The organism is Azospirillum humicireducens (assembly GCF_001639105.2).
Taxonomy (GTDB): Bacteria; Pseudomonadota; Alphaproteobacteria; order Azospirillales; family Azospirillaceae; genus Azospirillum; species Azospirillum humicireducens.
In genome coordinates this window covers 104,499-116,380 of record NZ_CP028907.1, presented here as the reverse complement: position 1 = coordinate 116,380, position 11,882 = coordinate 104,499, and the positions used below count along the sequence as shown (strand labels likewise).

Below are 11,882 nucleotides of genomic sequence, written 5' to 3'. Positions count from 1 at the left end.
CGGCCACCGAAGGTGGGGGAGGGCTAGGGAGGGGGCGGCGTCAGCGTCTCGTTACTTCGCCAGCCAGACGCTCTCATAGGTGTCGTTGACACCGATGGCGGTGGTGTTGGCGTTCTTCACCCGCTTGTCGAGGAAGGTCGGGAATTCCATCTCCAGCAGCCACACGACCGGCAGCTCGTCGGACAGGATGCGCTGGACCTCGCTGTACTGCTCCTGGCGCTTGGCCGGATCGTTCTCCTGCGACGCCTTGGCGAACAGCTCGTCCACCTTCGGGTTGGAATAGCCCATCGTGTTGGAGAACATCACGCCCTTGCGGATGTTGGACGAGATGTAGGTGCGGGCCACGCCCAGCGCCGGATCGCCATACTGGTAGACGAAATTCGTGGTGATCTCGTAGTCCCAGTTGGCGACGCGCTGGCTCCAGCCGGCGGCGTCGGTGCTTTCCAGGACGACGGCGATGCCGACCTTGGACAGCGACTGCTTCAGATATTCGCCCAGGCGGGTCCAGGTCTCGCCATAGGGCATCGGCATGATCTTGACGGTGGCGCGCACGCCCTTGCCGTCGGGTTTCAGCCCCATTTCGTCCAGCAGTGCCTTGGCCTTGGCGAGATCGGGCTCGTAGGTGGTCACCTTCGGATCGTAGAACTTGACCACCGAGTTGATCGGACCGGTCGGCACGCGCCCGAGCCCGAACCAAATCTTGTCGCGGATGAACTTGCGGTCGATGGCGTAGGCGATGGCCTTGCGGAAGCGCTTGTCGTCCAGCGGCTTGACGCGGTGGTTGATCTCCAGCCAGGACAGCGGCGCGACGAACTCGTAGCCGGCGGTGGTCATGGTCAGGTTGGGCAGCGCCTTCATGCGCGGAACCTCGAAGGGCTCCAGATCGCTGTACTGGGTTTGCTGCACCTGTCCGCTCTCCAGCGCCAGCGAGCGGCTGGCGGCGTCCGGGATCACGCGGAAGGTGATGCCGTCCAGGTAGGGCAGGTCCTTCTTGTAATAGTCCTCGTTGCGGACGAGCTGGATGTAGCTGCCCTTGACCCATTCCTTCAGCTTGAAGGGGCCGGTGCCGACCGGCGTGGTGTTGGCCGGGTTGGCGCGGTAATCGGTGCCTTCATAAAGGTGGGCCGGCACCATCGGGGCGGAGGACACCTCGAAGGCCTGAATGAAGGCGGGGAAGGCCTCCTTCAGCTTGAACTCGACGGTGTTGTCATCAACCGCGGTGATCGACTCGCAGCGGCTGAAGACGGCACGCGCCCGCGGGTGAACCTCCATCAGGAACTTGGAGGTCGAGAACACGACGTCCTTCGCGGTGAAGGGCTTGCCGTCATGCCATTTGACATTCTGGAACAGCTTGAAGGTGTAGGTCAGCCCGTCCGGCGAGACCGTCCAGCTCTCGGCCAGCGACGGCATCGGGTTCAGCTTCTGGTCGTAGGTCAACAGGCCCTGATAGATCTTGCCGGCGACCGTCTGGGTCGGACCCTGCTGGTTCAGCCCCAGCATCAGGGTCGGCGGTTCGGGCTGCACGATGGAGTTGAGGACACCGCCGCGGACCGGCGTCTCCTGGGCCATGGCCGGAGCGGCGACCAGTGCCGCGGTGCCGGGAACGGCGAGCACGGCGGCCAGCAGGCCTGCGGCGGCGGCGCGGTGGACGCCGCGGGTGAAGCCGCCCTGAAAACTACGGCGGAAGCTGGCGGGGATACCGGTAAGGCGTCTGGTCATCGGGTGTCCTCGTCTCCAGAAGTTGTCGGTGGTGTCAGCGACCCTGTCGTGTCGATTGTAATTTTNGCGAAGCGGGGGAGGGTCGGGGAGGGGGGCATGACGACTATCCTCACCGCGGCCCCACCGGCCCGGACGTGCCGTCCAGCCAGCGCAGCAGCGCGTCCCATTCCAGGACGCCGGCCTTCGGATAGGCGCGTTCATATTGCTGCGCCGTGTGTTCGCAGACCTCGGGCGACGGGTAGACCAGCGGCCGGCCGCCGGCCAGCGCCATGATCTGCTGCTTGCAGGCCTGCTCCAGGTAGTACATCAGCACCGCCGCCTCGGCGACGTCCTGGCCGGCGGTCAGCAGGCCGTGGTTGCGCAGGATCATGCTGTGATGGCTGCCGAGATCGGCGACCAGCCGCTCGCGCTCCGCCAGGTCGAGCGCGATGCCTTCGTAGGTGTGATAGGCGATGCGGTTGTACCAGCGCAGCGAATGCTGGGTGATCGGCAGCAGCCCGTCGGCCTGGGCGCTCACCGCCATGCCGGCGTCGGTGTGCAGGTGGATGACGGCGCCGACGTCGGGGCGGGCGTGATGGACGGCGCTGTGGATGGTGAAGCCGGCGGGGTTGATGGCGTCACCCTCGCGCCCGTCCACCAGATTGCCGTCGATGTCGACCTTCACGAGGTTGTCGGGTGTCACCTCGTGGAACATCAGGCCATAGGGGTTGATCAGGAAATGGTCGGGGGTATCGGGAATCCGCGCCGACATGTGGGTGTAGATCAGGTCGGTCATGCCGAGCCGGTCGAACAGCCTGTAGGCGGCGGCCAGATCGGTTCGCACCTTCCACTCCACGTCGGAGCAGTCGCGGGTGGCGCGCGGGGCGTGGGCGGCGGTGGCGGTCAGGGAGGCGGCGATCATCGGGTGGGTCTCGTCGGGAAAGAAGGGATCAGATGGGTTCCAGGCCGCACCAGCCGGCGATGAACAGTGCCAGCACGCGGGTGACGTCGCGCACGCTGTCCAGCGACACCGATTCGTCGATGCCGTGGATACGCGTCGCCTCCGGGCCGTAGCAGGTGGCGGGGGTATCGCCGTACAGCTGGAAGAAGCGGGCGTCGGTGGTGCAGGTCAGCGCCACCAGCTCCGGGTCGCCGCCGCGCACGGCGCGATGGCTGTCGGCCAGCATGGTCACCAGCGGATGGGCCGGGTCGATCTCGCAGCCGGCGGCCTGGAAGCCGTTCCACTGCAACGCGACGCCCACACTGGCAAGAGCCGGGTCGGTGGAGCGCGCCTGCTCCACCGCCCGTGTCACCTCGGCGCGGACCGCCTCCGGCTCCTGCCCGGGGAAGAAGCCGAGCCGGAGGTCGAGCGCGCAGCGCGTCGGGACTGACGACGGCCACTCGCCGCCCTCAATCCGGCCGAGATTGATGTTGACGGGATGGGCGTGGCCGCAGAAGGCGGGATGGCGGCAGGACGGCTCGTTCCACCGCACTTCCAGCGCCTTCAGGTGCGCCGCCAGCGCATAGGCCGCCTCGATGGCGTTCACCCCCGCCGAGGTGTCGAGCACATGGGCCGGCGTGCCGGTCAGCACCAGCCGCAGCCACATCACGCCGACCTGCGCGACGGAGATGGTATGGTTGAACGGCTCCGGGATCACCGCGGCGTCGGCACGGTAGCCGCGGTGCAGGCAGGCGAGCGCGCCATTGCCGGTGCACTCCTCCTCGATCACCGATTGCAGATAGACGGGGGCGGCCGGCCGGTAGCCCAGCGTGCGCAGCGCGCCGAAGGCGGCGGTATAGGCGGCGATGCCCGCCTTCATGTCGCCGGCGCCGCGGCCGTAGAGCCGTCCGTCGGCGATGCGCGGCTCGAAGGGCGGAGTGGTCCACAGCTCCGCCGGGCCGGCCGGCACCACGTCGATGTGGCCGTTCAGGATCAGCGAGCGCCCCTTCGCCTCGCGCGGGCGATGGACGCCGACGACATTCTCCCGACCGGCATAGGCGCCCGGCAACACCGGCGGCGAGAAGCCCGGCATGCGGGAGATCGCCTCCTCGTCCACGTCGAAACGGTCGACCTCCAGCCCGAGCGCGGCGAAGCGGTCGGCCATCAGAGCCTGCGCCCCGGCTTCCTCCCCCAGCAGCGACGGCTGGCGCACGAGGTCCGACAGCAGGGCCACGCACTCGTCCTGCGCTGCGTCGGCGGCGTCCAGGATGGCGGCACGCAGGCCGGGGTCCGGCAACGCATGGTCGAGACGGTCTGCCGTTTCTCGTGTCATTCCGAATCCTCTTCACCGCTGCGGCAGGATTGCACGGTCGGTTGAAAAAAGACAAAGCGGCTGCTGCGCGGCCTATCCCAAATGGATATGACCGCTATAATGCGACGTTATGCATGTCCGGCTTGGCGATGTTTGAAGGCCGCCATGTGTCGATTAGGCGATGACGAATGCGACGTGGCAAATAAGCATTTTTCATTTCGCCCATGAGTTTGATTTATGCCGCAGTTGCTCAGTGGGCAATCATGTGCGTAGTATTTGTGCGGCAGAATGAATGCACCGGAATCGGGCAGAGCGGACAAGGGGCGGGCAGTGAACGAAACCGGGGCGGAACGGCAGGCTTTGGCCCGTCTTGGGCAGCAGATGGACTGGAATCTGCTGCGCACCTTCATGGTGATCGTGCAGGAGGGGAGCATCACCAAGGCCTCCGTCCGCCTGTTTTTGACGCAGCCCGCGGTCAGCCTCGCGCTGAAGCGGCTGGAGGAGCAGCTCGGCCGCACCCTGATCGACCGCGGCCCCGGCCGCTTCGCCGTCACTGCCGCCGGTGAGCAGGTCTATGACGAGGCGGTGGCGATCCACGCGACCGTGTCGCGCCTGGGCGCCCTGGTTCGTGACGCCAAGGACGAGATCAGCGGCCATGTCCACATCCTGATGACCAGCCGCATCCAGACGCCGTTGCTCGACCGCTCGCTGCGGGAATTCCACCGCATGTATCCGCAGGTGACCTTCCGCATCGACGTGATGGCCTCGGCCGACGCTCATATCGCCTTGCAGCAGCGTGTCGGCGCCATGGCGATCTGCCTGCTGCGCGAACCGATTCCCGGATTGTCCAGCCAGGTGTTCCTGCGCCAGACCTACCGCCTCTATTGCGGCTCCGAGTTCCGCCTTTTCGGGCAGCGCGACATCGACATCGCAGAACTGCGGCACGAGAATTTCGTCTCCTTCACCTCCGACCAGATCGACGGCGCCCTGTCTCCGCTGACGCTGTTCCGTGCGCGGGAGGGCTTCGCCGGACGCGTCGTCGCCTCGTCCGCCAATCTGGAGGAGGTGCGCCGCATGATCGTCTGCGGTCTCGGCATCGGGCCGCTGCCGGAGCACATCGCCGCCCGCGACGTCGACGACGGCATGCTGTGGGAATTGCCGCCCTATGAGGGGATCGCGCCGGTCAACGTCCACCTGATCTGGAACGAACAGGCCAAGCTGAACCGGGCGGAGCGGGCCTTCCTGGATTATCTGCAGACGGCGCTCGCCACCGCCCCGGCGCGGGAACTGGCTGGCGTGTCACCTGTCCCGTAACCGCTGCCATCCCACGCCCCTTCACTGCATCTCTTCCAGCCGCAGCGGCGTCTCCACCAGCAGCCGGAACCGCCCGCGCCCGGTCTTCTCGATCCGCAACGGCCCGCGGCGGTCGTCCAGCCGGCGCTGCAGCAGGATCAGCCGCGCTTCCAGATTCTCGGCAAAATCAGGCAAGGGAATGTCCGGCGCCAGCCGCAGTTCGCGGTTGGTGAAATCGGTGCGCCCCAGAATGGTATGCTCTCGCACCAGCTTCCACAGGATCGCCCCGGCCACGCCCTTGATCAGATAATCGTGGTCGAGGAAGACGCTGTCGTCGGTGGTGTAATGGCGCACGGTGATCGGCGGGCCGCCGGCCGGTGCCGGTGCCGGTGCCGGTGCAGGTTCGGCCGGCGGGTCCTCCACCTCCGTCGTCTGGGCCGCGGGCAGGCTGCGCATCAGCGCGCCCAGCTGTGCGGCGAGCGTCGCCAGTGCATCCTCGTCGTCGTAGGTGAAGCGCATCTCCTGGGCGCTCTCCACGAACAGCACCCCGCCCAGCCCGCCGCGGCCGTCCCCGGCCTCATGTGTCAGGATCGGCACCGCCAGCTGGCTGTGCGGCCGCTCCAGACCGGGGAAGGGGATCTCGTGCAACGGCCCCGCCGCCGTGCCCTGCCGCATCGCCATGCTGTAGGCGACATCGGTGGTCATGTGGGTGATGCGGATCGGCACCCGTTCGCGCGCCGCCACCCCGATCACGCCGTCGCCGGGTGCAACCTCCCAACCGATGCCGCTGCCCCGCTTGCTCGCCTCCCCGGCCGCCTCCCCGCTGGCCTCGTAACCCAGCGCCGCGACGGTGAACAGCCGCCCGCTGGCGGCGTCCGGCAGCAGGATCAGCGCATGCTCCACCCCGAACAGGTCGCGCAGGGCCATGATGGCGCGGTCGAGCAGGTCCGACAGGTCGGCGCAGCCGCGCAAGCCCTCGCAGGCGCGCCGGACGGCCGACAGCAGGCTGCGCGGGCGTATGCGCGCTGGCAGGGGACGGCCGCCGGGCACCGCCTCGATCTCCGTCACCCGGAACAGGTCGGCACCGCGCAGCCGGAACACCTCCGCCATCCCGACATGCGAGGCGATCCCCGACAGCTTGGCCTTCATGCTCTCGAACAGCGGCCCGTCGGTCTCGGTCCGCAGATAGTCCAGCCGCAGCCGGTACTGCGCGCCGGTCGACGGGTCGATGACCTCGAGAAGCGCATCCCGGCAGTCCAGGATGTTGGCCCGCGTCTTGTTGAAGAACTGATAGGATAGGGCGATGTGGCCGGGATCGACGTAATGGACCTGAGACAGCTGCGAGACGTTGGGCGTGCCGTCCGGCGCCACTGTGGCGATGGTGGCGGGGATCACCCCCTCCAGACAGGTTCGGATGGCATCCAGCGTCAGCACGGGATGGTGGTCTTGCCGGTCGCTCATGCCTGCACCGGCTCGCCGGCCTTCGGGCCCGGCGTCTGGTCGAACACCGTGGCCGGGCGGACATGCAGCGCCACCAGATCGGCGGGATCGCAGGACATCACCGCCCGGATGAAGGGCTCGGTGAAGCCGATTCCGGTCAGCTCGGCGATGAAGCCGTCCAGATAGGGACCGGTGAGCGCCGCCTCTTCCGCGGTCGGGGCGGCGACAAGGGCGCCGTCGCCCTTGACCTGCAGGGAGCGGTGGGTGCTGGGTTCGGAAAAGACCACGGCCAGCCGGCCGGTGTCGGCGACGGCAGCCACCAGTTCGGCATTGGCGCGCCCGTCGAGCAGCACGGTCAGCCGCTCTCCCCCGGAACTCGCCTGTGCCGCCACGGCCCGCGCGACCAGGGGCCGGTTCGACCGGTCGCTGGAGGCGACATTGACGCTGAGGCTGCGGTCGAGAAAACGCGAGACCGCGGCGCCCACACCCGCCCCAAGCTGAAGACCGTCCGGCTCCGCCACGCCTGCCTCCTCAGCGCCCCTGTATGGCGATCAGGATAGCAACGGCACCGGCCGGGCGGCAAACCAACCGATGGATGTCATCCATGCGGCACGGATTTGCCCGACCTTGTCGGTCACGCTCCCGGCGCCACCACGAAGCAAGCCATGCCGATGGTGACCAGCCCGCTGCAGGCGCTGGCCGCATCCTGCTGCGACAGGCCCGACAGGCGGGCACGGTAGAGCGGTCCGGTCTGGGTATCCACCGCCTGCACCACCCGTTGCGAGCGCGACAGCACCGGCATGGAGTTGCGGGCGCGGTCGATCACACGCTGGCTGTCGTCGGGCGAGCGGAAGGCGCCGAGCTGAACCGTCCACACCCCGCCGCCGGCGGTCGCCGGCCCGGCCATCGTCGCCACCGGCCGCGGTGCCGGCGCGTCGGGCGTCGAGGTGTCCGGCGCCACCACCCGCACCGCAGGCGCCGGCGCCGCTGCCGGGGCGGGCAGCGCCGCCACGGCGATCGGCGGACGGCTGGCCGCCGGGCGGCTGTTCGCCGGCGGCGCGTAGGAGGGCGCCTGATAGGAGGGGGCCTGATAGGAGGGGGTTGGCTGCGACGAGGTGTAGGACGGCCCAAAGTGCGAAGGCAAATCGGAGGACGGCGCACTGACCAGCACGATGTCGGCGCCGTTGGGAGCCGGGGTGCGGTTCAGCCGTGGGCCGACCGACGCGATGTAGCGCCGCGTCTCGCCCGGCAGGCTGCGCTTGCCGGCCAGATAGTCGCCGTAACAGCCCGGACCNCAGATAGGCGGTGCCGGCGATGATGTTGTCATGCGGATCGAACGGGTCGGAGCCCAGATCGTGCTTGCGCCGCATCTCCTCGTAAGTGCCGGGCATCACCTGCATCAGGCCCATCGCGCCGGCCTTGCTGACGATGGGCTTGCCGTTGACGGTGGTGCGCCCGCCGCTTTCCTGGCGGATGACTTCGCGAATCCAAAGCTCCGGCATGTCGAAGCGCTTGGATGCCTCGGCGATGTGGGCGTCGATCTCCGCCGGGGTGGCGGTGCGGTGCGATCCGCCCCCGCTGGCGCAGGCGCTCAGCAGGGCGGTCAGGGCGGCGCAGGTCAGCAACGGCTTCAGGCGACGCACGGAACCCCCGGTCATCGTTTGATTCTAACTTTAGGATAAGCCCGATTTGGAGGTAGCGACCTTTGCACATTCCGGCCCCGCCGTAAACCGTCCCGGCTGTGACCTTCGACGCGGCCGGGGAACGCGGAGGGGGGAGGGCACCGGAGTCCTTCGGCCGGACAAGCGGCCGGACGGGCATCTGCCGTCCGGATCGCCTTCTGCCGGGATAGCCCTTGCGCGGGTCTTTCGGCAATTCGGTCTCGCGGCGAATCACGTTTCCCGGTCGTCGTCCGGATCGCGGCGGGTCGTCAGTTCGCGCATCAGCCGCTCCTTTGCGGTCTTCCGGCTCGGCCTGCCGCCGGGCCTGCCGAGCAGCCCGCCAAGGAGCCCGCCCAGCGGCCCCCCGGTCTTCGGCTCGTCCTCCGGTTCAGCGGTCACCTGCGCGCGCTCCGCCTCGCGCCGGGCCAGCATGGCGGCGCGGTCGACCAGCGGGTTGCGCAGCCGGTGCGGCAGCGCCTTGAAGGCGAGGTTGGCGCGTTCCAGGTCCGTCACCGACTCGGTGGACCGCGCGATGCGCAGCGCCACCCGGAACAGGTCGAGCCGCCACGCATCCTCCGGCGCATGCGGCAGCGTCTCCGCCGCCGCCAGCAGGGTGTCCAGCCCCTTCCCGGTCAGTCCGCTGGTGGATTCCCCGCCGGTCGTTCGTTCGGTATCGCGGTCCCGTCCCATTCCGTCTTCGAAGCTGTCGCGCTGGAGGCGGACTTTAGGACGCCGGCTGCCGCTTTGTCTGCCCCCAAGCGGGGACCACACCATTTGGGTGGGGACGGGAGGAACCGCGACCGAAAAAAGCCCCCTTCCCGAGACGGGGAAGAGGGCGGCAAGTCAGTCGGGGAAATGCGCGGCTGGATGCCGGCAATCATGCAGCGCCCAGGGGGATGGACGCGGCATCTCGAAGCCGGCCCCTCCGCAAAGCCGCGGAAGGGCCGGAAACCTCACGTCACTCCGCGGCCTGCGCCACGCTCAGGCCCAGCCGCTTGGCCACGCCCTCGCCATAGGCCGGGTCGGCGGCCAGGAAGTGCTTCAACTGGCGCTGCTGGATGAACAACGGGGCCTTGCTCAGGCTGCCGGCGATGTTGTCCATCAGGCGGTCCTGAGCCTCGGCGCCGATCAGGCGGAACAGCGCGCCGGCCTGGGCATAATCGTCGTTGCCCTCGCGGTGGTCGTAGTGGGCGGCGTCGCCGCGGATGCGCAGCGGCGGTTCGCTCGCGACACCGGTCTGCGTCGGGCCGCCGAAGCTGTTCGGCTCGTAGTTCGGCCGGGCGCCGCCGTTGCCGTCGGTGCGCATGGCCCCGTCGCGCTGATAGTTGTGGACCGGGCAGCCCTGCGGCTTGTTCACCGGGATCTGGGCGTAGTTGCCGCCCAGCCGGTAGCGGTGGGCGTCGGCATAGGCGAACAGCCGGCCCTGCAGCATCTTGTCGGGGCTGAAGGAGATGCCGGGCACCACGCTGGCCGGGCTGAAGGCGGACTGCTCGGTCTCGGCGAAGAAATTCTCCGGGTTGCGGTTCAGCACCAGTTCGCCGATCTCGATCAGCGGGTAGTCGGCATGCGGCCACACCTTGGTCAGGTCGAACGGGTTGATGCGGTAATCGTCGGCCTCCGCCTCCGGCATGATCTGCACCGAGACGGTCCAGGCCGGGAAATCGCCGTCCTCGATCGAGGCGAACAGGTCGCGGGTGGCGTGGTCGGGGTCGATGCCGCCCATCGTCACCGCCTGCGCGGCGGTGAAGTTCTCGATGCCCTGGCGGGTCTTGAAGTGATACTTGACCCAGAAGCGCTCGTTCGCCGCGTTGATCCACGAGAAGGTGTGGCTGCCGAAGCCGTCCATGTGGCGGTAGCTGCGCGGGGTGCCGCGGTCGCTGAACAGGATGGTCAGTTGGTGCATCGTCTCCGGCGACAGCGAGAAGAAGTCCCACATCGCGGTGGGGTCCTTCAGGTTGGTGGCCGGGTTGCGCTTCTGGGTGTGGATGAAGTCGGGGAACTTCAGCGGATCGCGCAGGAAGAAGACCGGTGTGTTGTTGCCGACCAGATCGTAGTTGCCCTCTTCCGTGTAGAACTTCACGGCGAAGCCGCGCGGGTCGCGCTCGGCATCGGCGGAGCCCTTCTCGCCGCCGACGGTGGAGAAGCGCAGGAAGACCGGCGTTTCCTTGCCGACCGACGACAGGAAGGCGGCCTTGGTCCAGCCGGTCACGTCGCGGGTGACGCGGAAGCTGCCATAGGCGCCGGCTCCCTTGGCGTGGACCACGCGCTCCGGAATGCGTTCGCGGTTGAAATGGGCCAGCTTCTCGATCAGGTGGAAGTCCTGCAGCAGCAGCGGACCGCGCGGCCCTGCGCTCAGCGAATTCTGGTTGTCGGGAACGGGCTGGCCGAAGCTGGTGGTCAGGGTGCTCATCCGGGTCATCCTCGTTAAGGCGGGTGTCGCTCGATGCGGCGTCATTGTCTCGCCTCTGGTTATCCGGCGTCTTGAACGATATATCCAAGACATTGAAGGAAATGCTCCCATAGGCGTTGTCTATGAATCTCTCCGCCCTCTCCCTGCGTGACCTCGAATATGTCGTCGCCGTCGCCGAACTGCGCCATTTCGGCCGAGCCGCCGAACGCTGCGCCGTCAGCCAGCCGTCGCTGAGCGCCCAGATCCGCAAGCTGGAGGAGGCTCTCGGCCTCTCCCTGTTCGAGCGGACAAGCCGCAAGGTCCTGCTGACCCCGCGCGGCGAGGCCATCGTCGCCCAGGCCCGCGTGGTCTTGGAGGAGGCGCGCCGGCTGCTGGCCCTGGCCGACGGGTCGGGCGGTGCGCTGACCGGGCGGCTGCGGCTGGCGGCGATCCACACGCTGGGGCCCTACCTGTTCCCGCACATCCTGCCGCCGCTGCGCGAGGCCTGGCCCGACCTGACGCTGATCCTGTCGGAAGGGCGGACCGACAGTCTGCTGGAGGAGCTGCGCGACGGCCGGCTCGACGCCGTGCTGCTGGCCCTGCCGGTGGAGAGCGACGGGCTGGTGGCGGAGCCGCTGTTCTTCGAGCCCTTCCTGCTCGCCCATCCCGCCGGCCATCGCCTCTGTTCGTCGCCCACCCTGTCGCTGAACGACCTCGACCCGTCCGAGCTTCTGCTGCTGGAGGAGGGGCATTGCCTGCGCGATCAGGCGCTGGCCGCCTGCGGCCTCAGCGCGCGCGGCGGCGGGGTGCACGCCACCGGGCTGGAGACCTTGCGCCACATGGTGGCCGCCGGTGCCGGCTGCACGCTGATGCCGCTGCTGGCGGCCGAGGGGGACGCCGGACGGACAGCCAGCGTCGGCGGGTTGGTGGATTACCGCCCCTTCGATGCGTCCTCCAACGGCACCCGCCCGCCCGGCCGCATCATCGGTCTGGTCTGGCGGGCCAGCGATCCGCGTGACCGCGGTCTGCGCGATCTGGCGGCCTTGCTGCACCGCGTGATGCCGGCAGGCACCGGACCGGTCCTATCCTGAAAGGCTGAGGGGGTTCGGGAAGGAACAAGCGCCCATCGGCCGGGTTGAAGGCTCGGCC

General features: G+C 68.5%; 11 protein-coding genes. 2 read left to right on the top strand and 9 right to left on the bottom strand.

Going from position 1 to position 11,882, the window contains the following annotated elements; genetic code table 11:
* Positions 1 to 51 precede the first annotated feature (51 nt).
* The 3 genes from A6A40_RS27800 to A6A40_RS27790 all read right to left on the bottom strand — a co-directional run bounded on the left by A6A40_RS27800 (position 52) and on the right by A6A40_RS27790 (position 3,971).
* The gene (locus A6A40_RS27800) at positions 52 to 1,719 is read right to left on the bottom strand and encodes an ABC transporter substrate-binding protein (RefSeq protein WP_108549083.1); all 1,668 of its coding nucleotides are present in this window, start codon (positions 1,717 to 1,719) and stop codon (positions 52 to 54) included.
* 109 nt (positions 1,720 to 1,828) lie between these two features.
* On the bottom strand, positions 1,829 to 2,620 hold the full coding sequence (locus A6A40_RS27795) for a class II aldolase/adducin family protein (protein ID WP_108549082.1): 792 nt from the start codon (positions 2,618 to 2,620) through the stop codon (positions 1,829 to 1,831).
* Between the two features lie 28 nt (positions 2,621 to 2,648).
* A complete protein-coding gene (locus tag A6A40_RS27790; protein WP_108549081.1) occupies positions 2,649 to 3,971 on the bottom strand; it encodes a M20 family metallopeptidase in 1,323 nt (440 codons plus the stop codon).
* Positions 3,972 to 4,280: 309 nt separating this feature from the next.
* Between A6A40_RS27790 and A6A40_RS27785 the strand changes: the two genes are divergently transcribed.
* Positions 4,281 to 5,264: a LysR family transcriptional regulator gene (locus A6A40_RS27785; RefSeq protein WP_236784104.1), complete on the top strand. Its 984-nt coding sequence runs from the start codon at positions 4,281 to 4,283 to the stop codon at positions 5,262 to 5,264.
* 21 nt (positions 5,265 to 5,285) lie between these two features.
* On the opposite strand, the gene A6A40_RS27780 is transcribed toward A6A40_RS27785, so the two are convergent.
* The 6 genes from A6A40_RS27780 to A6A40_RS27760 form a co-directional block, all read right to left on the bottom strand.
* On the bottom strand, positions 5,286 to 6,704 hold the full coding sequence (locus A6A40_RS27780) for a GAF domain-containing protein (protein ID WP_108549079.1): 1,419 nt from the start codon (positions 6,702 to 6,704) through the stop codon (positions 5,286 to 5,288).
* Entirely contained in the window at positions 6,701 to 7,204 is a 504-nt protein-coding gene (locus A6A40_RS27775; protein WP_108549078.1) for a hypothetical protein, read from the bottom strand. The genes A6A40_RS27780 and A6A40_RS27775 overlap by 4 nt, the downstream gene beginning before the upstream one ends.
* Positions 7,205 to 7,317: 113 nt before the next feature.
* Positions 7,318 to 7,590, bottom strand: coding sequence for an SPOR domain-containing protein (locus A6A40_RS31980; protein ID WP_236784161.1), 273 nt, complete (start codon positions 7,588 to 7,590; stop codon positions 7,318 to 7,320).
* Positions 7,591 to 7,978: 388 nt separating this feature from the next.
* On the bottom strand, positions 7,979 to 8,341 hold a 363-nt coding region (locus tag A6A40_RS31970; protein WP_236784103.1), incomplete at its 3' end, for a lytic transglycosylase domain-containing protein.
* 234 nt (positions 8,342 to 8,575) lie between these two features.
* Entirely contained in the window at positions 8,576 to 9,034 is a 459-nt protein-coding gene (locus A6A40_RS27765) for a hypothetical protein (protein ID WP_108549077.1), read from the bottom strand.
* Positions 9,035 to 9,302: 268 nt separating this feature from the next.
* Positions 9,303 to 10,763: a catalase gene (locus A6A40_RS27760; RefSeq protein ID WP_199275909.1), complete on the bottom strand. Its 1,461-nt coding sequence runs from the start codon at positions 10,761 to 10,763 to the stop codon at positions 9,303 to 9,305.
* Positions 10,764 to 10,876: 113 nt separating this feature from the next.
* Here A6A40_RS27760 and A6A40_RS27755 point away from each other — a divergent pair, with 113 nt between their 5' ends.
* Positions 10,877 to 11,824 carry a LysR substrate-binding domain-containing protein gene (locus A6A40_RS27755; protein WP_108549075.1) on the top strand — a complete coding sequence of 316 codons (948 nt, stop codon included), beginning with the start codon at positions 10,877 to 10,879 and terminating at the stop codon, positions 11,822 to 11,824.
* Positions 11,825 to 11,882: the final 58 nt, after the last annotated feature.

Excerpts from the sequence above, each read along its gene's own strand:
- A6A40_RS27800 (WP_108549083.1), bottom strand. The coding sequence starts at position 1,719 with ATGACCAGACGCCTTACCGGTATCCCCGCCAGCTTCCGCCGTAGTTTT.
- A6A40_RS27795 (WP_108549082.1), bottom strand. The coding sequence starts at position 2,620 with ATGATCGCCGCCTCCCTGACCGCCACCGCCGCCCACGCCCCGCGCGCC.
- A6A40_RS27790 (WP_108549081.1), bottom strand. The coding sequence starts at position 3,971 with ATGACACGAGAAACGGCAGACCGTCTCGACCATGCGTTGCCGGACCCC.
- A6A40_RS27780 (WP_108549079.1), bottom strand. The coding sequence starts at position 6,704 with ATGAGCGACCGGCAAGACCACCATCCCGTGCTGACGCTGGATGCCATC.
- A6A40_RS31980 (WP_236784161.1), bottom strand. The coding sequence starts at position 7,590 with ATGGCCGGGCCGGCGACCGCCGGCGGCGGGGTGTGGACGGTTCAGCTC.
- A6A40_RS27765 (WP_108549077.1), bottom strand. The coding sequence starts at position 9,034 with ATGGGACGGGACCGCGATACCGAACGAACGACCGGCGGGGAATCCACC.
- A6A40_RS27760 (WP_199275909.1), bottom strand. The coding sequence starts at position 10,763 with ATGACCCGGATGAGCACCCTGACCACCAGCTTCGGCCAGCCCGTTCCC.
- A6A40_RS27755 (WP_108549075.1), top strand. The coding sequence starts at position 10,877 with ATGAATCTCTCCGCCCTCTCCCTGCGTGACCTCGAATATGTCGTCGCC.